This is a genomic window from Leptolyngbya sp. CCNP1308 (genome assembly GCF_034932455.1).
GTDB lineage: Bacteria > Cyanobacteriota > Cyanobacteriia > Phormidesmidales > Phormidesmidaceae > Nodosilinea.
The window spans coordinates 123,508-146,802 of record NZ_JAYGIH010000036.1 but is presented as its reverse complement, the minus strand read 5'-3'; the positions used below and the strand labels follow the sequence as shown (position 1 = coordinate 146,802).

Here is a 23,295-nt window from a genome sequence, read left to right as displayed (position 1 = left end):
TGAAGCTATGAAGCAAGTCTTGCTGCTCCTCATTCACGGCTATCGACGGCTGATTTCGCCGCTGTTTCCGCCCACCTGTCGGTTCAACCCCACCTGTTCGCAGTACGCACTGACGGCGATCGAGCGGTTTGGCCCGGTGAAAGGGAGCTGGCTAGCAGTGCGACGGATTACCCGCTGTCACCCCTTTCACCCCGGCGGCTACGACCCGGTGCCTGAGGGGGCCGTGGTTAAACCTGAAACTTTAGAAGAATAACTACTTTTGATCAGTGGGGATTGGTTTGCGAATCTAGCTCTCACCAAGTTTAACGGTGGTGCCATTGAGACAGATGGTGCTAAACGGCCAGTTCTCTCGCAGCCAAGACAGCAAAAAGGCTTCTAGTTCAGATTCTAAGCCTGAGGCCAGTTCGCTTTGCCTCGCCCAATACCAAATTTCGGCATCCACATCGGCTTGCGATGGCGGGTCGATATAGATGCAGCCCAGTAGGCGAGTTTCATCGAGGCCCATGACCGCATAGTCAAAGGAAGATTTGAGCTGGAACTCTTTTTGATGCCAGCCCAGATCGACAATGTTCTGTTCAATGGTCAGGTTATCTGGGGGCCAGCCCCAAATTTCACCAAAGCGGTTCCAGAGATGGTCGCGACTCGACATGACGGCATCAAAGTCCTTGAATGCGTCATGGATGGTGATCGATCGCAGCCTAAACCGGGATGTCTCCACCACCGCTGGCACCTCAAAGGACTCCGGTAGAAACGACATTCCCCGCGCCTCTAATGTAAGAAATGCCGCACGCCGGTCATCGCCATGATTAGGCCTAGCTCGTTGGCCGCTTTGATGGAGTCGTCATCGCGGCGGCTGCCACCAGGCTGCACCACGGCACGAATACCCGCCGCAGCGGCGGTGCGGACAGAATCGTCAAAGGGAAAGAAACCGTCGCTGGCGAGGACGGCTCCCTGGGCTTTTGCACCCGCCTGGGCCAGGGCAATGCTGACGGAGCCAACGCGGTTCATCTGCCCCGCCCCAATGCCGAGGGTTTGCTGCTGGTGGGTGACGACGATCGCATTCGACTTCACATGCTTGACCACCCGCCAGGCGAAAAGCATTTCGGCTAGCTCAGCTTCACTAGGCTGGGCTTCTGTAACAATCTGCCAGGTAGCGGGGTCATCGCGGTAGGTGTCGGGCGCTTGGAGCAAGAAGCCGCCTGCGATCGCATTCACCACCTGCTTTGGCCCGGTTAGCAGATCCTCCAGCACCAGCACCCGCAGGTTTTGCTTTTTGGCGAGAATGTCTTGGGCGGCGCGATCGCACCCCGGTGCCACAATGCACTCTAAAAACGTGCCAGTGAGCTGCGTGGCAGTGTCGGCATCAATGGGGCGATTCAGCACCACAATGCCGCCAAAGGCCGAGACATCGTCGGCATCGTAGGCGCGGCGGTAGGCACTAGCTAACGTATCGCCCATCCCCACGCCGCAAGGATTCGTGTGCTTGAGCACGGCGGCGGCGGGGCGATCGCTGGGGAACTCGGCAATAATCCGCCGCGCCGCCTCCAGATCCACCAGGTTGTTGTAGCTGAGTTCTTTACCCTGGAGCTGCTCAGCCCCGGCCCAGCCCGTGGGAGTGGAACCGGTGCGGTACCAGGCCGCCGTTTGGTGAGGGTTCTCGCCGTAGCGCAATGTCGCCTGCTGGCGACCCGTCATCGCCCACTGCTGGGGCAGGGTGTCTGGTTCGCTAGTGGATGCGGTGAGATAGGTGGCGATCGCCTGGTCGTAGCTGGCCGTATGCCAAAAGGCCGCCCGCGCGCAGGCCTGGCGAAACTCTAGCGGCACTTGGCCATCGCTAGCCCGCAACGCCTCTAGGTATGGCCCATACTGCTCGGCGCTGCACAGCACCGTCAGGTGGGCGTGGTTCTTCGCTGCCGCCCGCAGCATCGCTGGTCCGCCGATGTCGATATTCTCGATCGCATCGGCCATCGTCACGTCTGCTTTTGCGATCGTCTGCTCAAAGGGGTAGAGGTTCACCACCACCAGATCCAGCGGGCGAATGCCGTTGTCGGCCAAATCTTTTTGGTCTTCAGGCAAATCTTGCCGCGCCAAAATACCGCCGTGGATTTTGGGGTGCAGCGTCTTAACGCGCCCGCCGAGGATTTCTGGCGAGCCGGTGTAATCAGAAACTTTGGTGACGGGGAGGCCTGCGCCTGCGATCGCCTTCGCCGTACCGCCGCTGCTGATGAGGTCAAAGCCAAACTCTTCTACTAAAGTTTTGGCCAACTCTACCAGCCCGGTTTTATCCGATACGCTCAACAGTGCCAGGCGCGCCATAGCTCTCCATCCTCGATTTTGCAGACCCCTACTATACCGAAAAAGCCCGCCCGCCCCTCTCCCAGAACTCAAGCCTTCCCCCTTGTCCACCCACCCATCTACCCACCCAACCCACCTTCTTCACCCCCTCATCTCCCCACCTCCCCCATCCCCCTCACCCCCACCTATGGCACCATAGCAATGCTCCCCTCACCGCAGGATGGCGCTCCATTGCTTAGCTCAAACCTCGGTGGGCCACTACTCTGGGCGACGATGATCACGCAAGAGCCCACGCTCAACACCCCACGGCTGCGGCTACGCCTTGGCAAACCTAGCGACATTGCCGCAATTTTGCGCTACTACCACGACAACAGCGACTATCTGCAACCCTTTGAACCGCAGCGACCCGCCGACTTTTACACTCCAGACTTTTGGCAAAATGTGTTGAATGCCCGCCGCAACGATTTCTACGCGGGTCAGGCGGTGAAGCTGTTTCTCTTTTCGCGAGCTGAGCCGGGCCAGGTTGTGGGCACCATCAACCTCAACACCATCATTCGCGGGGCGTTTCAGGGGGCTACCTTGGGCTATGGCCTCTCTGCCGAGCACCAGGGCCAGGGCTACATGACCGAGGCAGGCAATGCGATCGTTGCCTACGCCTTTGACGATCTGAATCTGCATCGGGTGGTGGCCAACTATATGCCCCACAACCACCGCAGCGCCAACGTGCTCAAGCGGCTAGGCTTTCAGATCGAGGGCATTGCCCGCGACTACCTATTCATCAACGGCCAGTGGCAAGACCATGTGATGACTAGCTTGGTCAACCCCAACTGGCAGATGCCGGAACCGTAGCCCTAGAACGCCTACAAAAACCGCCCGCAGAAGTACTTCTGCGGGCGGTCGAACTTGAGGGGGAAGGTTGTGGTTAGGCGGCCTGGCGCTTGGGGCGTTTGCGCTCAGACTTTTTCTTAAAGCCGATCGCCTGGGCTTCGTTGCTGTCGGAGCCAAACTGGCCGCGCACGCACTCTTTCATGGCCAGCACGGCGTTGTGGAATTCCCACTCGGCGAGGCGGGCGGCGTCGGTGGCGGCTTTGGCGATCGCGAGCTTTTCGGTTTCGGCCTGCTGGCGAATGCGCATTTGGTCGTGGGCGAGCTGTAGGGCGTCGGCGGTGGCTTCGGCACGCACGGTGCTGTAGGTGGGAATGGTGCCAAGACCGTGGAGGGAGTCGATATCTTTGTCGAGAATGGCGGGCCGCAGGCGGCGGCTAGTGTCAGCAATGGGCATGATGCACTCCTGTTTAAGAGTTAGGAATAGTAGAAAGCTTGGCGAATGCACAGCAGGTTTCAACCTGCCGTAAGCATAAGATGCCCGCTTCATAAGGCGATCGCGCGATCATCGCAAAATTTTTTGGATGAAGAGCGATTGCCTATGCTTATTAAGCTTAGATTCGCTGGTGATAGGTGCGTTGTGCCTTGCCCAGGTTACAAACGGCTGATTACTCGTATACGCTGCCTCTAACATCAATGTCGTAAATCAGCAGCACTTCAATTTCGCCCGCAACCACTGTAAAAATTACGCGGATCTGACCAATCCGCAGTCGAAAATAACCTTCCCATTGCCCTTTGAGCTTTTTGACATCTAGCTCATTGAAGGGGATAACCCCTTCGACTTCGAGCATAGACTGAAGCTGAAGGATTTTTTGCCGGATTCGGTCGGCGGTCTTGGCATCTTGTTTTTTGAGAAACCTGACAGCGCGCTTGCTAAATTGAACCTCCATGCCGCACCCAATTGGTTAGATCAATGAATTCGTCTTCGTTGTAGTCATCGGGGGAACCAAGGGAGGCTTCAATCTCAGCTTGCTCGTCATCGCTGACAAAGGGCATCAGAAGCTGGCACAGATTCATACGCTCTTCGCGCAAGACTTCTCGTAGACTTTCTTTGATTAACGCCTTTAAAGTCTGTGAGTCTAAGATGTTTGTAGATTCCATTCGCATTACACCTCTTCGGTTATAGATGTTGCCATACTTTATCCTCTTAGTGAGTAGCATCTGCCAGCTTTTGCAGTGCTTCTTGCTTATTATCTATTGCAAGTTGGTAGTCAGGCTTAATTGCTAAAGCGGCATCATAACAGGCGATTTCTTCGGATAGCTTTGCTAACGCCTCCTCTTCATGGCCCTCTTTTTGTAGATTGCAACCCAAGTTATGCAGTGCTATCCCTTTGTTGTTGAGTGCTTGGTGATCATTGGGCTTGATCGCTAAAGTGGCGTCATAGCAAGCGAGTGCTTCCTCGTAGCAGCCTAAGTTACGCAGCGCATTCCCTTTATTGTTGAGCGCTTGGTGGTAGTTGGGTTTGATTGCGAGGGCGGCATTATAGCAAGCTATTGCCTCCTCATAGCGGCCCACACTCTCTAGCGCAACCCCTTTGTTATGGAGTACACCATGATTGTCAGGGTTGATCGCTAGAGCGGCGTCATAGCTAGTAATAGCCTCCTCGTGGCGACCTAATTCATCCAATACCGTCCCTTTTAGATTAAGCACTTCTTGCTTGTCGGGTTTGATCGCTAAAGCCGCATCGTAGCAAGTCGTCGCCTCCTCGTAGCGACCTATCTCATCCAATACTATTCCTTTAAAGCTGAATGCATCATGATCATCAGATTTGATCGACAAGGCAGTGTCATGGCAAATAATTGCCTCCTCATAGCGGCCTAACTTGAACAGCGAAATTCCTTTGAGGTTCAGTGCTCTGTAATCTTCGGGTTTAATCACTAGAGCAGAATCATAGTTAGCAATTGCCTCCTCATAGCGGCCTAAAATACCCAGCGCAACCCCTTTATTAAATAGTGCATGATAGTAGTCAGGTTTAATAGCTAGGGCTGCATCGTAGTTAACGATCGCATCTTGATGGCGTCCTAGGTTAACTAGCGCTACCCCCTTAGCTGTAAGCGCGTTATGCTTTTCGGGTTTAATGGCTAAGGCAGCGTCGTAGCTAGCAACCGCATCTTCGTAGCGATCCAAGTTAAACAATGCGTTTCCTTTGTTGTAGAACGCTTTATGATCATCAAGTATGAGCGCTAGCGCAGCATCATAATAAGCAATAGCAGAAATAAAGTCTTGGTCAGCACTTAAGAGCCTTCCCTGCTCTCGCCGTAATCTACTTTGTTCTTCGTCAGCACAACCACGTTCTGTAAGTAGGTCTTCAATTCCCCAAAAGCGCTCGCGCCGTTGCTGAGGCGTCAAACTCCAGTATTTTTCAATTTCACTGTCTTGTAATAGACGCTGAGACTCATGCTGTAACTCCTCTTGAGGTGCCACAAATTCCCACACGCCCGATCGCCAGTCAAAGAAATCTGCCGCGCGGCGAATCAGGTATTTCATCGCGTAGGGCGGCACCAAGAACACAAAGCACAGCTTTAGCGTTTCGCGAAACTTCTCGCGCTGCAAATTCAGCTTGCCAAGAATCTTCGGCACGGTGTCTTTGGCGTAGTAGTCGCCTTCGCTGCCGTAGCCCGGTTTAATGTAGGGCACCAGCGACTTCTCAAGCCCGGTGACAAACAGCACATTGGTCTTATCTATCTCATGCAGCGCGGCAACCGTTTCGTAGAGGTCGTCAACTTCGCCCTCTAGGCGCAGCACATCTATAGTTTTGTCGGTAACGTCGTCCCGCACGCGGGCGATCAGTTCCTCGCCCTGGGCGGGCGAGCACTGCACAAACAGCAGGCCAAACCCCTGCGCCCAGCGAATAGCCCGCACCAGCGCCTCATATTCCTCCTCCGCCGAAGCGGTGAGGTCTTCATCCCATTCGGTTAGCTCAGGTTTCGCCATAGAGCGCTACTTTATCGAAAGCGTAGGGTGGGCACTGCCCACCATTAACATGTGCAGCCTTACCAGGATTCCTGCGGTTCATCGAATAGCGATGACGCCCCCCATGATGACTGGCACTGAGATGCATGGCACCAACGAGACGTTGGTGGGCAATGCCCACCCTACTTATGCTTCTAGTTTATCTAATGCCGACTGAAACTCCTTCACGCTGCGCAGCAGGGGGTGAACATCGCGCCAGCAGACGATCTCGCCAGTGCCGTCGATATAGCGATACTCCAAAATGCAGCGGTTAAACAGCAGGTCGCGGTGGGCTTCGTCGTTCAAAATCTCCTTGGTGTGCCACACCTTGGCCAGCAGCCCCCACTGGTTGTCGTACACCGCATTGCGGTAGGTGTTACGGGCCTTGGTAATCGCCAACCGCACCGCCTTTTTGCCGATGGGCAGCGCAGTGGTCTGCTTAATCGCCTCCTGAGCCATCAGCATCAGGTTGCGCATGTGGCCGCCGCTCATCAGGCAAAGCTGGTTGAGGGTTTCGGCCTCGTCAAAGATATCGCCCACCAGTTGCGCGTCAGCACTTACCCCTGGGGCATGGAACACCCGCTGACGCACCAGCTCGCGCATAATCGCTAGCCCCGGTTCACACACCTGGCCCGCTTGGTCGCGCACCATCACCATCGGCAACACCTGAATTTCGGCATCGTAGATGTCGCGCAGGTCGGGGGCACGGCCCGAATACACTAGCGAAATAGGCACGGTGTAGATCACGTGGCAGTTCAGCAGCTTGAGCTGTTCGCTGCGATCGACAAAGATTTGCTCGTGGTTGCTGGGTTCGTTTTCTCGCAAAATGGGCGGAATGCGATCGAGGCTATCGACAATCAGCACCAGCTTGTGGGTGGTTTGCTGGGGCGTTTGGGCCATGGCCTCGGCAATAAACGTATTCAGCGCCTCAATCAGCGAGGGCGTGTGCGGCTCCACAATTTTGCGAATTTGGGCGCGAGCCGTGGGGCTGACCTTGAGCGTGGTGGTGAGCTTGCTAAAGGGCACCTCGGCATTAATGCTGTCAAAGCCGACCTCACTCTGCATGGCATCGACCAGCTCGGTTTTACGCGACTGAAGCCACTGTTGAATGGGCTTTTGGTTGCCTTGCAAATCTTTCAGCAGATTGCGGGTGCAGGCCAGCAGAATATCGGTGTATTGGGCGTCTTCGGGGTCAATGTCGGCCTCTTCGGCGGCAAAGTAGACGACGCGATAGCCATCTTTCTCTAGGGCATCCTTGAGCCGCAGCAGTTCGGTCGATTTGCCTGCGCCGCGATGGCCGGTGTAAAGCTGGTGGGTGATGCGATCGCTGTAGGTAATCTGCCGCCCCACATCCACCAAAATATTCTCCTCGCCCCGCACCGCGCTGCAATTGACATACACCGGGTCGCCTGCGGGCAGCGGCTCGAAGGGGTCGAAGGCGTTGTAAATGCTGCGCAGAATCTCGAAGTCGCTAGGCATTGCCGGAGCCGAAACAGGGCTAGCCCCTATGGTAATGCCATTGCAGCGGGCGGTTTCGCTAGATACATAGCGGCAACGCTAGATCCATTCACTGCATTGTGATGTCACGGCGTGGATTTAGCTTGTTACGGCCCTGCATTGCCATGTCATCGAGTGGTTTTAGCATGGCGCTGAGCGGCATTGCTATTGCAGGGGGTGGTTATGGGATGCGATCGCCCTGCAATCCCTTAGCGTTAAATTCTTTCAGTTGAGTTTCAGCGATAGGCGTTGACAGCCTGAATGCCTAAGGCAAAAAGTCTGGGGCAAGCACCTGCGTAAACAAGTAAGGACAATCCTCTGGGAACGCGTCATAGCCAAGCCCGGTCTCTCGCACAGCCAAGTCAAGTCCATCCTGATAGGCGCGGGCTATAGCCTCTGGCAAAAACGGCTTGAGACTAGGGCTGTCTGCCAAAAGCTGGTCAATGCGGCGGCGCTGTTCTCGCAGGGTCGATCGCCAACTATTGCTGCGGTTCTCCGGCTGGTATTGCCACTTCAGCAGATGCCCAAGGAGAATGCCAAGGCGGTTCTGTAGCTCCTGTCGTTCTTGCCGTCCCAAGGTTTCGATCTCCTCCACCAGGTTTTCCACATCCAGTGCATCCCAAATGCCCGCCTTGAGAGTCTTGGCTTGGGTCTGAGTCCAGGCGTAGAAATCGCTGTTGTAGAGGGTCATGGCGGCTTTGCCTAGCGCTGGCACGGTGTATGGCTCAAGTGTAGCCAAAACAGGCTGGCCAATCTTGGCCAAGCGGTATTCCCCAGTTCGGTAGTCTGCACCACTGCGGCGAGCCAGCGCCTCTGGTGCAATCTTGTTATGACAACTGCATTATCCATTCCCCCCACCGCCCAGTTCACCGATATTCCGCCGCCTTTAGGCGACGTGGTGGCCGAGTATCGCATTGCGCCCGGAGATGCGATGGTCAAAGACCGGCCCTGGGGGGCCATCGCCTACACCGTCACCGCTGGCCAGTTCATCCAAGTCATCGACGTGGCGGGCTCTCAATGCTCCGATTTTCTGGCCTTTGGCGGCGAGCAATACAGCGACCCGCTAGATGCCACGGTTACTCGCACCCTCACCGGATTGGCCGTTCCCCAGGCGGGACTGCCCAGCAAACTCTTCTCCCAATCGATGCAGCCGCTGACGGAGGTAGTGCAAGACACCTGCGGTCGCCACGACAGCTTTTTGCTCGCCTGCACCGCCCGCTACTACGAAGACTCGGGCTATCCTGGCCACCCCAGCTGCAGCGACAACTTCAACCGGGTGCTGGCTCCCTACGGCATTGCGCCGCGCCCCGGCTGGCCCGCGCTCAACTTCTTCTATAACACCAGTGTCGATTGCCACGGTGCGATCGCCTTCGCAGAACCCCTCTCTCGCCCCGGCGACTACGTGCTGCTGCTGGCCCACCAAGATTTGCTCTGCGCCAGTTCCGCCTGCCCCGACGACATTGACCCCGCGAATGGCTGGCAGCCCACGCCAATTCACGTGCGCATCTACGCGGCAGGGCAAACCTTTGCGCGCGGGATGGGGCGACGGGTGGCGGCAGATTTACCCCTGCGCATGACCCAAGACAGCGCCTTCACCCCCAGCATTCGCCAGCTCACCGATGATTTGGCCGAGTACAACGGCTTTTGGGTGCCCCAAACCTTTGCCCACCAGGGCGACCAGGCAGAATATTGGGCGCTGCGCCAGCGGGCGGCTTTGATGGATCTCTCAGCCCTACGCAAGTTTGAGATTCGCGGCACCGATGCCTTTGCCCTGTTGCAGTACGCCTTTTCTCGCAACTTAGAAAAAGTCGCCCCTGGGCAGGGAGCCTACGGCTGCTTGCTCAACCCCCACGGCGGCATTGTCGATGACGGCATTGTGTTTTGCTTTAGCCCCACCCATTACCGCTACGTCGGCAACTGCGACACCGATGGCGACTGGCTGCGAAAGCTGGCCCTGGCCAAGGGCTACGCCGTCACGGTAGAGGCGGTGACTCTTCACAACCTCGCCCTTCAAGGCCCCCGCTCCCGCGACATTCTGCAAAGCCTAGTACCCGAGGTCACCGCCCTGGGCTATTTCCAGTTTGTGGAAACTCGCCTCCACAACATCCCCGTGCTGATATCTCGCACCGGCTACACCGGAGAACTGGGCTACGAGCTGTTTGTGCAGCCCCAAGACGGCGCGGCGCTGTGGGATGCTCTCATGGCTGCGGGTAAACCAGAGCGAATGCTGCCCTTGGGCATGAAAGCGCTCGATCGCGCCCGCATCGAAGCCGGATTGCTGGCCCTGGGCCACGAGTTTGACGAATTGATCTCGCCTTACCAAGCGGGCATCGGCTGGGCTGTAGCAATGAAAAAGCCCGACTTCGTCGGCAAAGCGGCACTGGAAGCCATCCGTCGCCATCCCCCCAGGGTGGCGGTGGGGCTAGTGCTGGAGGGGCCAGAGGTGGCGACCCATGGCCAGCCCATTTTCGCCGCAGGGGAACGGTGGCGAGTGGGTCAGATCACCAGCGCCACATTTTCATCCATCCTCAACGCCAGTATCGCTATGGCCCAGGTCGTCCCTGAATTTGCCGAGGCGGGGACGGCGGTGGAGGTGGGTCTACTGGATGGCCTCAAGCGCCGAGTCAGCGCTACCGTGGGGCCGCTGGCGGCGTTTGATCCGACCAAGAGTCGGGTGCGGGTATGAATAACACTACCCAGCCCTGGGATATGGCGGGGGCCGATGGCTTGGTTGCGGCGAGGGCCTTGTTTGGCGAGGCGATCGATCATCTAGCGCCCTTTCAGTCGATGGAGACAGAACTGGAGGGATTGCCCTGTGCGGTGCTGCGGCTGTGCGATCGCAACTTTCGCCTCACCTACCCTGGCCCCCTCGATCGCATTGTGGCTGAGCTTCAACTCAATCTGTGGGTCAAGCAACTGACCTGGATGGATGTCGTGGTGCTGCCACCCCAGTCTTCGACCATTCCGCGCACCGATGAGGGTTGCCCCTCGTTTTTGGCCCAGGCCTCCGTCAGGGCTCCCCATCGGCTGCACGGGCTGCCCCTGCACTGTGCCGTGCCAGCCCAAATTTCAGCGCTGCCGGTACTCATCTGGCATCACCCCATCGAGGGTCAGCCGGCCCTAGAACTACACCTGGCCAAGCCACAAATCGAAAATTTGTGGCGCTTAATTCAGTCGTTCAGCGAGGGTTCAGTATCGCTGACTACAGCTCATACCTAATTTGCATTGCACACTCTTGACATAACAAGTTGACCTCAAAACAGCGCGACTCTTTAATTAGAGTTCCGGTTCAACTTAGAGTTTAAGGCTGTCTTTAGACAGGTTAAATCTCTCTCAATCTGACAGCGATAGTTTTTAGAACGGGGGCGTTTTTAATCGCCTCTTGCCCGCTTGCCTTCAAGTCGATTGGTCGTTCCGTTTAAATGGCTGCTTTTGTACCACGTAACTGACAGTTAGGAGTTATCTATGTCTCCTGAATCGCAAGAGTTTTTAGCAACTTTTGTGGCAGAGTCCTACTACTACTGGGCTTCTGTACTGATGTTGCTCATTCACGTAGGGTTCTTGGCCTACGAGGGCGGCGCTGCCCGGTCTAAAAATGTTTTGGCCACCATGGTCAAAAATTTGATGACGCTGGCTCTGGTAGGACTAACCTTCTTTTTCTTTGGCTGGTGGGTGTATAACGCCTTCCCGCTGTTTCCCTTCCAGGGTGGTGTGGTCGGCCCCTGGACTGACCCTGCCTCTGAGGGCGTTGTGGGTGATGTTTTGGGTCTGGTGCAGGCCTCTTACCCCTGGTCGCCCGCCCTGGGGCCAAACATTGCCGACAATTTAACCGGCGTGTTCTGGTTTGCCTTTGCCCTGTTTGCCATGACCACCGCCTCCATTCTTTCCGGCGCGGTGATTGAGCGCATTCGGGTTGGGGCATACGCCATTTTGGCGATTGTGCTGGGTTCGTTTACCTGGGTAGTGGCCGCCTCCTGGGGCTGGAACCCCTACGGCTGGATGTTTACGCAGTTAGGCTATCACGACTTTGGCTGCTCAGCCCTGCTCCACGCCGTGGCGGGCTTCTTTGCCCTGGGGGTGCTGATCAATCTCGGCCCCCGCATCGGCAAGTTTGATGCCCAAGGGAAGGCTCGGGTGATTATGCCCCACAATCTGCCCCTCACCATGGTGGGGTTGATGCTGATTTTTGTAGGCTTCTACGCCTTTTTAGCCGCCTGCGTGATCTTTACCCCTGGCCAAACGGGGGAGATTACCATCTACGGCACTCCTATGACCCTGGCTTCCATTGGGGTCAATACCACCCTGGCTCTGTCGGCGGGGTTAGTGGGGGCCTATATGGGCTCCAAGGCCGACCCGTTCTACACCATTTCCGGTGGTCTGGCGGGCATTATTTCATCTGCGGCGGCGATGGATATCTACAGCCCAGCGATTGTGATTATTCTCGCCTTCGTAGGGGCTTACACTATGCCCTTTGTCGGTAATGCGATTGAAAAAGCTGGCATTGACGATGCCGTGGGGGCCTTTGCTGTCCACGGTTACTGTGGGGTGTTTGGCTCATTGATGGTGGGTATTGTCGCGGCGGGTTATCCCCAGCCCGAGGGTATTCCCTCGATTAATTTTGGAGCTCAGCTGTTGGGTGCTGTCCTTTGTGCGGTGCTGCTGGGCTTTATTCCCGGTTATGGGGTGAGCTTTGTGCTGAAAAAAATGGGGCTATTGAGGGTTTCTGAGGCCGAGGAGATTGCCGGTCTAGACCTGGCTGACTTTGGTATTGAAGGCTATCCAGAATATTCTATTTTGCCTGAGCAAAATGGTTATTCTGCTCGGGTTGCGGTACCGATGGTTAAGGTTTCTCCCAAGTCTTAAGCCTGTCCCTTATCCTGCCAAAAGTTTTGAGGAGCCTGTGATATGTCTAGCCCGTTTTCTACCTTTGAAGAGTTTGAGGGAGCCATTGATGGCCCCACTGGCGGGGCTATTTATACCTTTGCTAACAGCCCGGCCATCAATGCCATTGCCCTGCTCATCTGCGTCGGCATATTCCTTTGGTTTTTAGTGAGAACGTTTTCTACTCACTACGAAGTGCCTGCGGTCGATCAATCGCTCAATCACCTAAGTGCTTTTATTGTGGCGGGGCTGCTGTCTCTAGCTGGGCTTGAACATCGCCAGACGGTGCACCCCTCTCAGCCCGCCGAAGCTCGGGCCGAGGCCGTGTCGCAGCGGCCCAGTTCCAAGGCAGCGTTAGGGTTACTGGGTTTGGTAGGTATTGGCCTACCGGTTCGCCAGCGACAGCGCCGCAAAGGTATCTACCGAGACATCGGTTCGTCTCGGTAGGCCAAGTGCTGGAGGCTGAAAGGCCCACAGCGTTCGATAGACCCGTCTCTGCCCCGCTGGCCTCTTGGTTAGCCGGGCAGTTTTTTATGGGATGACGTTTTCTTTTTTGACCCAGCGGTATGATTTGGCATAGCTTTGGAGCCTGGATGCTCTCTCATTTGTGACCATTCCTGACCTGACTCAACTGCCGATATGGCCTCTGGCCCAGCGGGGCCATATGGCCGCGATCGCAGACCTGCTCACCACTGCCCTTGATGACTCCGCTACTCGGGTAGAGGTCTCGCGGCGCGATCGCACCCTTTACGTGCTGCTCACCACCCCAAATCTCGATGGGCTGCCCCAGCACCTCGATCGCATTCGCGCGGTGGTAGTGGCTCTGGCCCTGCCAGACATCGCCGAACTCAAGGTGGTCGATGGCACCGATCGCACCCTAGAGCATCGCTGGCAGCAGGTCTTTAGCCTAGATGTCCCAACGTCTCCAGTCACCGTCCTTGCGGATGAGGCATTGGAGGATGAGAGGACTTTAGCGATCGCGCCAACCACCCATCTCAGCACCACGGTGCTGGGGCCAAAACCAGCGCCCTCCAAAACCTCTATCCCCTACCGCTGGCGCTGGGGGGCCTTGACCACCGCCATGGTGCTGGGGTTTGGTCTGGCCGCTGGGGTGACCCAATGGCGCTACGGGCAGCAAGCATCTAATCGAGCAAATCCGTCGCGGCCTGCCGCTGAGGCCAATCTCGCTTCGGCGGCAGACGGTGCGGTTAATGCGATCGAGCCCATACTCACGGCAGAGTCCTCTACGGCCCTTGCTCCCCCTGCAATGGCGGTTCCCGTGGCTCTGACCATCAAAGCCGTGGGCGACATCATTCCCGGTACCGACTACCAGCGCTACCGTCTGCCCGACGACTGGCAGTACCTGTTTAGCAGCATTCAGTATCACCTGGGCGAGGCCGACATCACCTTCGGCAACTTTGAAAGCACCCTCACCGAAGTGCCCAACAGTTCCAAAAACACAGGCAGCGCCAACACCTTCGCCTTTCGCACCCCGCCCTGGTACGCGAGCGTGCTCAAAGAGGCCGGATTTGACGTTCTGAGCGTGGCCAACAACCACTCCATGGATTTCTTTGAGCAGGGCTTTAGCGACACCATCGCACATATTGAAGCGGCAGGTATGAAGGCCGTGGGCCGCAAGGGTGAAATTTTGTACCTAGAGGCCCAGGGGCAAACCGTGGCGTTTATCGCCTTTAGCAACTACCCAGAGCACAACCAGGTGCAGGATATCGATGGGGCGATCGCTCTGGTCAAAGCTGCCAATGCCCAGGCCGATATCGTCGTCGTCTCCTTCCACGCTGGCAAAGAAGGCACCGATGCCACCGTCACCCGCGACCAAGACGAGCTGTTCTATTCCGAAAATCGCGGCAATGTCGTGCGCTTCTCCCGCGCTGTCGTTGACCACGGGGCCGACCTGGTGCTAGGCCATGGCCCCCACGTTCCCAGGGCGATCGAGCTGTACCAAAACAAACTAATCGCTTACTCTCTCGGGAATTTCCTCGGCTACCGCAGCCTCTCCACCGTTGGCCCCCTGGGCACGTCGCTAATTTTGCAGACCAATCTCGATGCCCAGGGCAACTTTGTCAGCGGGCGCATTATCCCGGTCGCCCTCGATCGCAACGGCGTCCCCTACCTCGATGACCACTTTGGCGGCGTGGTGCTGGTGCGCCAGTTCACCCAGCGAGACTTTCCCGACACGCCCTTAGCGATCGACGATCTGGGCTACATCTGGCCCCGATAGATGGTCTGAGCGGGGGCTTATACGGTCGGGCGAAGACGTTTAGAATTCGTTGCTGCCCCCTTCAGGCCATGTCTGTAACAACAGATAGCAGCACTGCATTAAGGGCATTGGCTTAATGCCCTTAATGCGTCAATCACTTACTCTTCTTCGCTCTCGTCGTATTCCTCCTCAGCTTCTTCTTCTACTTCAGAAAAAAGCTCGCTCACGATTTCGTCGGCGCGTTCGACTGAGATGCTGAGGGCTTGGCGCAAGTCGTCGATAAACTCCTGCTCGTCTTCGGGCACTTCGCCGTCTGAAACGAGAACGACGAGCGCAATGATGAAGGCGGCCTCTTCTACGCCCTCCTCTTTAATCGTCTCAATGGCTTGGGAGACGACGACTTCAACCCCAGATTCGTTGATCAGGTTGCCGATTTCAGCACCCAAGTCGGCAAAGTCTTCCTCCGTATATTCAGAATAGAGGTCGATGCAGCTAACCATTTCACCCAGCGCATAGGCTTCTGCATCGCTAGACACATCACCATCGGCAAACGCTGAAAATAGGCCAATCATGGCCACTGCTAGCTCTGGACTCAAAGCGACTTGAGTACCACCACCACGCGGCAATCTGCGTTTAGGCATGTTTCTCCAATGTATTAGTAATTTTGTGCGGCCTCTGGTCGTTCGATGGTCAACCAGGTTCAGCCTCAGCATTCCCCGAACGGGACAGGGCGCACAGTCCGGAACTATTTTGGGTGAATAGATAAAGTTGAGTAACAGTTGGTGCGGTGATAGTTGGTCAACCTACCGTTCATATCGGTCAATACAAGCCTTGAATCAAGCCTGTTCCAGGGAGCTTATCGTCTAAAGGACTCAAGGCGATACTCTACACCCAGCACCAGGGCAGCACCGATCGCATAGGCCAGAATATCTTTGCTGTCGAAGGTGGTGCCGATTACGGTGGCAATCAGCCGGTTGTCGCGCAGCCCGAGGCGATCGACCAGCTGGAGGTATTGCAGCCCTTCAATCAAGCAGGCAAAGGCAAAGACCTCCAGAGCCGCAGTGAGAGGCCGAATTTGCCAGAAGGCTCTGACAAAGCAGTAAACAAGAACGACAACCAAAATATCGCCGACGGGGGGCGAATGATGCGATCGTCTAGAAAAATCGCGATCGCGGTTTCAATCAGAAACAGCAAAACCGCTAGATAAAAATACTTGGCATTAAATTTGATCACAGAATTTCTGGATAGTCATGTCCATCGTCTCTTAATTAACCATTTTTCGTTCTTTTGCTGTGCAGCCCCGATGCAGCTTGCCAGTGCAAAGCTGTAGGCAGTCAAAAATAAATCGGCTGGGACCCAGGCCATAGGTACCAGCCGTTTCGACGCACTAGCGCGGTTTGTATAAGTTCAAGCCTAGCGCTGAAAATTCGTTGGCCCGCTGTAGTCTGTCAGCTCCGCCAGGCGCTCTAGGCTTTGGGTACCCGCATAAAACTCGCCGTTGATCTCCCAACTGGGGAAACCGGTAATTTCGGGTTTAGACCGGCACACAGCGACCTGGGGGTTCTGGCCGTCTTCCGCACACTCTACATAGGTAATCGCTGTAGCGGCCTCGGCCCCAAATAGCTGTTTTTGGTCGTGGCAGTGGGGGCACCACCAAGCGCCATACATTACAGCACCGACCTCGCTGAGGTGATTGGCCAAGCCGACCTCGGCAGGGCCAGAGGCTGTAGTAATCGGTGGCCCGGCCTGCCCAGCGACATCGTTGCTGGGGCTACCCCCGGCGCTGATGGGAGCATAAACAGCTAGGGTAGCTACGATCGTCACGACGCCCACAATCAGGCCGATAAAGGCGATCTGGCCGAGGTCATCCCAGCGGTTGCCCAGCAAAATAATCACAAACATGGAGAGGGCAAACAGTGCCGAGCCAATGCAGTAGGGGCAAGCCGTCTGTAGTTGAAAGGCCAGCACCGTCATTAAATAGCCGCTAAACACCAGCATGGCCGAGGCCAGCATAAACATCAGTGGCCAGGTCCAAGTTTCGAGTTTCTGGCGCAGGGGCTTGTTTTCGTCGGCGTTGATCAGCAGGGGAGCAACGGCCATTACCAGCATGGTGCCGTAGGCCAAAAAGCCAAATAGCGTTAAGGGCAGGCCAAACACAGTGCCCCAGGGGCTAGAGAGCACGCGATCGCACCCTTCCGTCGGGCAGGCTCCACCGCCCGTTAGCTTCGCAATGGTCAGGTAGCCCGTGCCCAGGGCACCGATCAAGGCGATCCCCGCCACTAGCCAGCGCGACCAGCGATGAATCCAACGGCTTTCTTGACGACGACGTCTCATGATCCGCCTCTCTTCCAAAACAGCTAACCCAAACTCTACAGCAACACAAAGTGGCGGGGAGTTACCGCCCGTTTAGTGTCTATCTTAATGCCTCAGTCGAGGCATGATGTCTCAGGGCAAGCGTGGGCAATCCTAAGGGGCCACCATTGTCGGTAGGGTGAGATTGCCCTGGGCCTCCAGGCTTTCCTGCATGGCTTCCACAAACTGACCCACGCGGATTGGATCGATGGGCTGGTTGACGTCGCCCTGGCGCTTGAGGGAGCTGGCAACAATTACGCCGTCGGCGGCTTTCATCAGGGTGCCAATGTTGTCAACGTCGGCACCGCTACCGATGAACACGGGGCGATCGCCCGCCGCCGCCTTGGCCAGTTCTAAATCTTCGAGGCTCGGAGGGCTGCCCGTCGCCCAGCCCGACAAGATAATGCCGTCGGCCAGCCCCCGGTGAATGGTCTCCTGCACCGCTGTGGTGAGGTTGGGCGAGCCCAGGGGGCGAGCGTGTTTGACCAGCACGTCGGCCAAAATTTGCACCGAGCTGCCCAGCTCTTTGCGGTAGCGCAGCAGGTCGTGGGCGCAGCCTTCGATCAGCCCCTGGTCGGTGGCCATTACGCCCGTAAGCACGTTGACGCGAATGAAGGCCGCCCCGGTGCAGGTGGCGATCGCCAGGGCGCTGCGGGCATCGTTGCGCAGCACATTAATGCCAATGGGCACCGTAATCAGCGTCTGCAACCGCTGCACCACCAGGCCCATGGCGCTGACCACCGCCGGGTCTACCGCCCCCTTAGTAAACGGAGCGTCAAAAAAGTTTTCCACAATAATGCCGTGGACGCCGCCCGAGGCCAAGGCCGTGGCCTCTTGCTCAGCGCGATCGACCACGGCCTGCAAATCTCCCTGCCAGCGGGGAGACGTCGGCAGGGGCAGCAGGTGCAGTACCCCAATCACCGGATTACGGGTGTTAAAGACTTCGATTAAGTCCACGTGAATTTTGCCTGGACTCGCCTAACGTACAAAAGCATAGGTTGACCCAGCCTGCCGCAGCAAACCCAGGCCCAACCCACCCTATCAGCATATCAATCCCTGGGACGCGATTTAGGACACCCCTGCTTTTGTGATGTATTATTTATGAGTGTTAATTTGTATTGCCCCCTGGTGCCATTGGCCAAAAGATTTGCTGGGCAATTCGTCAACACAGGATTGATGGATGCCTGAGCGGTGGTGTTGAGGGTGCTGGTACCGGTAATGCGGTTCCTTGGTAGCTTGGTGCGACTAAGTTAAAACCCAATGACCCAAAGCTTTTGGCAAGACCGACACGTTACACATTGAGAGACACCATGGGGCTGAAGCCAACGGTTGCGTTTAACCACCTGGGCTGCGAGAAAAATCGGGTCGATACCGAGCACATGCTCGGTTTGCTCGTGCAGGCAGGCTACCAAGTCGATGCCAACGAAGAATTGGCCGACTACGTCGTGGTCAACACCTGTAGTTTTATTGAAGCGGCGCGGGAAGAGTCGGTGCGCACCCTGGTAGAGCTGGCCGCCGCCCAAAAGAAGGTGGTGATCACAGGCTGTCTGGCTCAGCATTTTCAGAATGAATTGCTAGAAGAAATTCCTGAGGCCGTGGCTCTGGTAGGTACGGGCGACTACAACCGCATTGTTGAGGTGATTGAGCGGGCCGAAGCGGGCGAACGGGTGAAGATTGTTTCCCCCGAGCCCACCTACATTGCCGATGAAACCGTGCCCCGCTACCGCACTACGGCCTCTAGTGTGGCCTACCTGCGGGTGGCGGAGGGCTGCGACTACCGCTGCGCCTTTTGCATTATTCCGCATCTGCGGGGCAACCAGCGATCGCGCACCATTGAGTCCATCGTTGCCGAAGCCCATCAGCTAGCCGCCGAGGGCGTGCAGGAGCTGGTGCTGATCTCCCAAATCACCACCAACTACGGCATGGATCTCTACGGCAAGCCTCGCCTGGCCGAGCTGCTGCTGGCGCTAGGCGAAGTAGACGTGCCTTGGGTGCGCATGCACTATGCCTACCCCACCGGCCTCACCCCCGAGGTGCTGGCCGCCATTCGAGAAACCCCCAACGTGCTGCCCTACCTCGATCTGCCCCTCCAGCACTCCCATCCCGAGGTGCTGCGATCGATGAACCGTCCTTGGCAGGGGCAGGTTAACGACGACGTGATTCACCGCATTAAAGAGGCGCTCCCCGAGGCGGTGTTGCGCACCACCTTTATTGTTGGCTTTCCGGGTGAAACCGAGGCCCACGTTGAGCATCTGCTGCAATTCGTAGAGCGTCATCGGTTTGACCATGTGGGCGTGTTCAGCTTCTCTGCTGAGGAAGGTACCCCCGCCTTTAGCTTGCCAAACCAGGTGCCCCAGGAAGAGCGCGATCGCCGCCGCGAAGCTCTCATGCTGGCCCAGCAGCCCATCGCCTGGGAGCACAACCGCGCCCACATTGGCCGCGTAGTAGATGTGCTGATTGAGCAAGAGAACCCGGCCACGGGTATGGCAATTGGCCGCAGCGATCGCTTTGCCCCCGAGGTTGACGGTCTGGTCTACGTGACCGGCACCGCGCCCCTCAACCAGATTGTCTCCGTCAAAATTACTGCTGCCGACACCTACGACCTGTTTGGCGAAATCGCCGCGATCCCCTCCGCAGAGCCATTACTGAGTCTGGCTCGCTAATCTTAATCGATATTTTTTGTTCACCGTCCCGAGGAATCACTATGACCTTATCGTTCGCCAGTTTGGGGTTGTCTGAAGCCCGCGTTAGCCATCTTGCAAACATGGGCTACGAAGAACCCACGGCCATTCAGGCAGAGGCCATTCCCCATCTGCTCTCGGGGCGCGATCTCATTGGTCAGGCCCAAACCGGTACCGGCAAAACCGCCGCCTTTGCCCTGCCGCTGATGGAGCAAGTCGATGCCAGCAATCCCGCCGTGCAGGTGCTGGTGCTGACGCCCACTCGCGAACTGGCCATTCAGGTGTGTCAGGCCATGCGCGGCTTCCGCATCGACGGTCGCCCTAAGGTGCTAGCTATCTACGGCGGCCAGTCCATTGAGCGCCAGCAGGAGCAGCTCCGGCGAGGCACCCAGATTGTAGTGGGCACCCCCGGTCGCGTGCTCGACATGCTCAACCGGGGCAGCCTCTCCCTCAAAAGTCTGGGCTGGCTTGTGCTCGACGAAGCCGATGAAATGCTCAATATGGGCTTCATTCAAGACGTTGAAAAAATCCTCAGCAAAGCCCCCGGCGATCGCCAAACCGCCTTTTTCTCGGCCACTATGGCCCCAGCCATTCGCGAGCTAGCCACCAAGTTTTTGCAGTCTCCTGTCACCGTCACGGTGCAGTCGCCTAAGGCCTCGCCCAAGCAGATTCAGCAGGTGAGCTACATCGTGCCCCGGGGCTGGAGCAAGGTACGCGCCCTTCAGCCCATTCTGGAGCTAGAAGATCCTGAAACCGCGATTATCTTTGTGCGTACTCGCCGCACGGCGGGCGATCTCACCCGCCAGCTCCAGGCAGCGGGCTACAGCGTTGATGAGTACCACGGCGACCTCAGCCAGTCCCAGCGCGAGCGGCTGATGCTGCGCTTTCGTCAGCAGCAGGTGAAGCTGGTGGTGGCCACCGACATCGCCGCTCGCGGTCTGCACGTCGATGACCTCACCCACGTGATCAACTTCGACATGCCCGACGCCATGGAAAGCTACGTGCACCGCATTGGTCGCACCGGGCGGGCGGGCAAGAAAGGCGTGGCAATTTCCCTGGTGACGCCCTTGGAGAAATACAAGCTGCGGCAGATTGAGCGCCACACCAAACAGCCCATGACCTTGGTGAAAATTCCTACCCGGGCCGAGATTGCCGCCCGCAATCTGGAGCGGCTGCGCAGCCAGGTGCGCGAGGCCATTACCAGCGAGCGGCTGGCATCGTTTTTGCCGATTGTGTCTCAGCTCAGCGAAGAGTACGATCTGCGTACCGTCGCCGCCGCCGCCCTGCAAATGGCCTACGACCAGACCGTCCCGGCCTGGCAGCGCGAACACCACAGCAGCGAGCCCGAAATGTCTGAGGGTGGAGTACCCCTGCCAAAAAAACGCAAAGGGGTCTCCTCTGGGTCTCGCGAGGTCAGCAAGGCAAAGGAGTAAAGGGAATGTCCTGGGTGATATTCACTGCCGCATCGTTGTCGGACGCTGCGTGCGGCGCTCGGATTCTCCCAGGACAACGATTTATAGCTATTGCCCGATCGGTTAAGACATTCTGCACAGCTCCTTAGTGCAATGGCTATACGCCGGTGCTCTGCTCCAGTTTTTGTCAGTGGTAGTGATTTGTGTCCTGAGCGCAGTGACCATTGCTATACATTGCGGGTTGCGTTGACCAGTTGAGTTTGATTGCGTATGCCAGCACACAGCAGCTCCCGTAGGGCATCCTAAGATTAGGGAAAGGTCAGGTTAACCCCGAACATTAGGGAGGTGACCATTATGCTGGTGCTAATGACCGAAAACCAACTGATATCGCCCCAGGCTGTGTGCTGCAACTGCCTGATGGCCGATCGCCACGGTCAGCCCCGCTGGCAGCAGGGTAAGTTGCGCTGTGGCCATCCGGTGGCCAGTTCAGACCAGGCCCATCCGGCTCAGTTTGAATGCCAAATGGGCTTTCGAGTAGCCGATATCGGTTAAAAGGTACAAAGTTCAAGCCTACAGATTTGGTTAACCCTACCGGACTGTGCCTTAGATCGTGAATCACAGGCCGCGTCTCTCCGGCAAATCGTGGATTTACGATATGGTAAGGCTATAGCCTGGTAGCCCTTAGCGTTTGTCTGGAGAAAACCAATGACCTGGAGCAGTTCCCCCAATCCCACCATTTGGGATCGTTTGTTGGCGGCCCTCCCCTACATTTTGCCGGTGATGTCCGGCTTGCCCTACGGCGATCAATTGGTTAGCCAGTTTCCGGTGTTTGGGTTTTTGCTGCTACCACTGGCTCCTTTGATCTTTGTGTACAGCATGCTACAGAGTATTCCATTAATTGGCTCTTTCTTCGGGCTGATTGTGTTCTTTGCGCTGATCCTGTTGGTCGTACGCAACGAAAATATCAGCCGGTTCATTCGCTTCAACACCATGCAGGCGATTTTGCTGAGTTTTATTTTGGCGGTGTGTGGCCTGATCCTGAGCCTGCTCGACCCTAGCGTGTTTGGCTCTCTTCTATTTAGCACCCTTGCTAACGTGCTGTTTCTAGGCATGTTGATCTCCGTTGGCTTTTCTCTGGTGCAGACCTTTCGAGGCCTCTACGCCGAGATTCCAACGATTTCAGAAGCGGTACATATGCAGGTGCGCTAGGGGCGCAGAGCGACAGTATTCTCAAGCGCACCAATGCCTTCAATCTCTACTCTGATCTGGTCGCCAACGGTCAGCGGGCCGACTCCGGCTGGGGTGCCCGTCAAAACTACGTCTCCCGGTAGCAGGGTCATAATCTCGCTGATATAGGCCACCAGATAGTCAGGACTGTAGATCATGTCTTCAATCGAGGCCGACTGCACGGGGGTGGCCTGACCGTTGAGGAAGGTCTGAAGCATAGCCCCGGCGCTAAGTTCTCGCACAATCCACGGACCTAGGGGGCAGAAGGTATCGAAGCCCTTAGCTCGGGTCCACTGGCTATCGCGCTTTTGGAGATCGCGAGCGGTTACGTCGTTAGCGATGGTATAGCCCCAAATTTTGGCCCGGGCAGCCTGGGGTGACACGTGGGCGCAGCGATCGCCAATCACTACCGCCAATTCGCCTTCGTAGTCAACTCGAGCCGATTGAGGAGGGTAGTAGATGGGAGCCCCTGCGGCAGTGACCGCCGTTGATGGCTTAATAAATAGCAGCGGCTCGGGTGGAGCCTCGCTGCCCATCTCGGCGGCATGGGCGGCGTAGTTTTTACCCACCGCTACTACCTTAGAGGGGGCGCAGGGGGCGAGCAGGTCATAGCTGCCGGGCAATAGCTCGACCTCGGTGGGCTGCCCCTGGAGCCAGGGCGGCGCGTCTAGCACCTGCACACTGCGATCGGGGCGCAGCAGCCCATAGTGCAGCTGCCCGGTCTGAGACTGAACCCTAACGTAGCGTTGCGCCATAATTTTCTAACTCTTGGCCTGCTAATTGTTGGTATGATTGTAGATCCTTGTCTTTGCGCCAGTACGCAGGTCATGGGTAAGCAGATGGCTAAGCGGCCATAAAAGCTTATTTATGCCTATTTTTGGCTGCCAAAGGCCA

The 23,295-nt window shown here is 56.9% G+C and carries 23 protein-coding genes and 1 pseudogene; 11 read left to right on the top strand and 13 right to left on the bottom strand.

All coding sequences use genetic code 11. The annotated features are described in order from the left end of the window. Nucleotides 1-7: 7 nt before the first annotated feature. The gene (gene yidD, locus VB780_RS10555) at nucleotides 8-253 is read left to right on the top strand and encodes a membrane protein insertion efficiency factor YidD (protein ID WP_323351105.1); all 246 of its coding nucleotides are present in this window, start codon (nucleotides 8-10) and stop codon (nucleotides 251-253) included. Nucleotides 254-286: 33 nt separating this feature from the next. On the opposite strand, the gene VB780_RS10550 is transcribed toward yidD, so the two are convergent. Together VB780_RS10550 and purH are read right to left on the bottom strand one after the other, a co-directional pair. Then, entirely contained in the window at nucleotides 287-757 is a 471-nt protein-coding gene (locus VB780_RS10550) for a GNAT family N-acetyltransferase (RefSeq protein WP_323351104.1), read from the bottom strand. Nucleotides 758-768: 11 nt separating this feature from the next. Then, the gene (gene purH / locus VB780_RS10545) at nucleotides 769-2,316 is read right to left on the bottom strand and encodes a bifunctional phosphoribosylaminoimidazolecarboxamide formyltransferase/IMP cyclohydrolase (protein ID WP_323351103.1); all 1,548 of its coding nucleotides are present in this window, start codon (nucleotides 2,314-2,316) and stop codon (nucleotides 769-771) included. 252 nt (nucleotides 2,317-2,568) lie between these two features. Here purH and VB780_RS10540 point away from each other — a divergent pair, with 252 nt between their 5' ends. Continuing rightward, nucleotides 2,569-3,144 carry a GNAT family N-acetyltransferase gene (locus tag VB780_RS10540; protein WP_323351102.1) on the top strand — a complete coding sequence of 192 codons (576 nt, stop codon included), beginning with the start codon at nucleotides 2,569-2,571 and terminating at the stop codon, nucleotides 3,142-3,144. 73 nt (nucleotides 3,145-3,217) lie between these two features. Here the strand turns inward: VB780_RS10540 and VB780_RS10535 are convergent, their stop codons facing one another. The 6 genes from VB780_RS10535 to VB780_RS10510 form a co-directional block, all read right to left on the bottom strand. Then, a complete protein-coding gene (locus VB780_RS10535; protein ID WP_323351101.1) occupies nucleotides 3,218-3,577 on the bottom strand; it encodes a hypothetical protein in 360 nt (119 codons plus the stop codon). Nucleotides 3,578-3,788: 211 nt separating this feature from the next. Continuing rightward, the gene (locus VB780_RS10530; RefSeq protein WP_323351100.1) at nucleotides 3,789-4,070 is read right to left on the bottom strand and encodes a type II toxin-antitoxin system RelE/ParE family toxin; all 282 of its coding nucleotides are present in this window, start codon (nucleotides 4,068-4,070) and stop codon (nucleotides 3,789-3,791) included. Next, on the bottom strand, nucleotides 4,054-4,281 hold the full coding sequence (locus VB780_RS10525) for a hypothetical protein (protein ID WP_323351099.1): 228 nt from the start codon (nucleotides 4,279-4,281) through the stop codon (nucleotides 4,054-4,056). Before VB780_RS10525 ends, VB780_RS10530 begins: the two co-directional genes overlap by 17 nt. A gap of 46 nt (nucleotides 4,282-4,327) precedes the next feature. After that, complete coding sequence (locus VB780_RS10520; protein WP_323351098.1) at nucleotides 4,328-6,115, bottom strand: tetratricopeptide repeat protein; 1,788 nt, start codon at nucleotides 6,113-6,115, stop codon at nucleotides 4,328-4,330. Nucleotides 6,116-6,280: 165 nt separating this feature from the next. Further along, a complete protein-coding gene (locus tag VB780_RS10515; protein ID WP_323351097.1) occupies nucleotides 6,281-7,612 on the bottom strand; it encodes an ATP-binding protein in 1,332 nt (443 codons plus the stop codon). A gap of 283 nt (nucleotides 7,613-7,895) precedes the next feature. Continuing rightward, entirely contained in the window at nucleotides 7,896-8,345 is a 450-nt protein-coding gene (locus tag VB780_RS10510; RefSeq protein WP_323351096.1) for a DUF29 domain-containing protein, read from the bottom strand. 114 nt (nucleotides 8,346-8,459) lie between these two features. Between VB780_RS10510 and VB780_RS10505 the strand changes: the two genes are divergently transcribed. The 5 genes from VB780_RS10505 to VB780_RS10485 all read left to right on the top strand — a co-directional run bounded on the left by VB780_RS10505 (nucleotide 8,460) and on the right by VB780_RS10485 (nucleotide 14,750). After that, a complete protein-coding gene (locus tag VB780_RS10505; RefSeq protein ID WP_323351095.1) occupies nucleotides 8,460-10,316 on the top strand; it encodes a DUF1989 domain-containing protein in 1,857 nt (618 codons plus the stop codon). After that, nucleotides 10,313-10,849: a hypothetical protein gene (locus tag VB780_RS10500; protein ID WP_323351094.1), complete on the top strand. Its 537-nt coding sequence runs from the start codon at nucleotides 10,313-10,315 to the stop codon at nucleotides 10,847-10,849. The genes VB780_RS10505 and VB780_RS10500 overlap by 4 nt, the downstream gene beginning before the upstream one ends. Nucleotides 10,850-11,095: 246 nt before the next feature. Next, a complete protein-coding gene (locus VB780_RS10495; RefSeq protein ID WP_323351093.1) occupies nucleotides 11,096-12,493 on the top strand; it encodes an ammonium transporter in 1,398 nt (465 codons plus the stop codon). A 42-nt stretch (nucleotides 12,494-12,535) separates the two neighbouring features. After that, on the top strand, nucleotides 12,536-12,958 hold the full coding sequence (locus VB780_RS10490) for a hypothetical protein (protein WP_323351092.1): 423 nt from the start codon (nucleotides 12,536-12,538) through the stop codon (nucleotides 12,956-12,958). 160 nt (nucleotides 12,959-13,118) lie between these two features. After that, nucleotides 13,119-14,750, top strand: coding sequence for a CapA family protein (locus tag VB780_RS10485; protein ID WP_323351091.1), 1,632 nt, complete (start codon nucleotides 13,119-13,121; stop codon nucleotides 14,748-14,750). Between the two features lie 137 nt (nucleotides 14,751-14,887). Here VB780_RS10485 and VB780_RS10480 read toward each other — a convergent pair whose 3' ends face one another. The 4 genes and pseudogenes from VB780_RS10480 to btpA all read right to left on the bottom strand — a co-directional run bounded on the left by VB780_RS10480 (nucleotide 14,888) and on the right by btpA (nucleotide 18,038). Further along, nucleotides 14,888-15,370, bottom strand: coding sequence for a tellurite resistance TerB family protein (locus VB780_RS10480; RefSeq protein ID WP_323351090.1), 483 nt, complete (start codon nucleotides 15,368-15,370; stop codon nucleotides 14,888-14,890). 215 nt (nucleotides 15,371-15,585) lie between these two features. Then, nucleotides 15,586-15,855: pseudogene (locus tag VB780_RS10475) on the bottom strand (DUF2809 domain-containing protein); the annotation flags it as partial. Nucleotides 15,856-16,142: 287 nt separating this feature from the next. Next, nucleotides 16,143-17,063 (bottom strand): vitamin K epoxide reductase family protein, encoded by a 921-nt coding sequence (locus VB780_RS10470; RefSeq protein ID WP_323351089.1) that lies wholly within the window; start codon nucleotides 17,061-17,063, stop codon nucleotides 16,143-16,145. A gap of 132 nt (nucleotides 17,064-17,195) precedes the next feature. Then, a complete protein-coding gene (gene btpA, locus VB780_RS10465) occupies nucleotides 17,196-18,038 on the bottom strand; it encodes a photosystem I biogenesis protein BtpA (protein ID WP_323351088.1) in 843 nt (280 codons plus the stop codon). Nucleotides 18,039-18,391: 353 nt separating this feature from the next. Here btpA and rimO point away from each other — a divergent pair, with 353 nt between their 5' ends. The 4 genes from rimO (at nucleotide 18,392) to VB780_RS10445 (ending at nucleotide 22,383) form a co-directional block, all read left to right on the top strand. Continuing rightward, nucleotides 18,392-19,744 carry a 30S ribosomal protein S12 methylthiotransferase RimO gene (gene rimO, locus VB780_RS10460; RefSeq protein ID WP_323351087.1) on the top strand — a complete coding sequence of 451 codons (1,353 nt, stop codon included), beginning with the start codon at nucleotides 18,392-18,394 and terminating at the stop codon, nucleotides 19,742-19,744. Between the two features lie 41 nt (nucleotides 19,745-19,785). Beyond that, entirely contained in the window at nucleotides 19,786-21,195 is a 1,410-nt protein-coding gene (locus tag VB780_RS10455; RefSeq protein ID WP_323351086.1) for a DEAD/DEAH box helicase, read from the top strand. 333 nt (nucleotides 21,196-21,528) lie between these two features. After that, nucleotides 21,529-21,726 (top strand): hypothetical protein, encoded by a 198-nt coding sequence (locus VB780_RS10450; RefSeq protein WP_323351085.1) that lies wholly within the window; start codon nucleotides 21,529-21,531, stop codon nucleotides 21,724-21,726. Nucleotides 21,727-21,879: 153 nt separating this feature from the next. After that, complete coding sequence (locus VB780_RS10445; protein ID WP_323351084.1) at nucleotides 21,880-22,383, top strand: Tic20 family protein; 504 nt, start codon at nucleotides 21,880-21,882, stop codon at nucleotides 22,381-22,383. On the opposite strand, the gene VB780_RS10440 is transcribed toward VB780_RS10445, so the two are convergent. Further along, a complete protein-coding gene (locus VB780_RS10440) occupies nucleotides 22,380-23,156 on the bottom strand; it encodes a fumarylacetoacetate hydrolase family protein (protein WP_323351083.1) in 777 nt (258 codons plus the stop codon). The two genes, VB780_RS10445 and VB780_RS10440, sit on opposite strands and share 4 nt — an antisense overlap. Nucleotides 23,157-23,295: the final 139 nt, after the last annotated feature.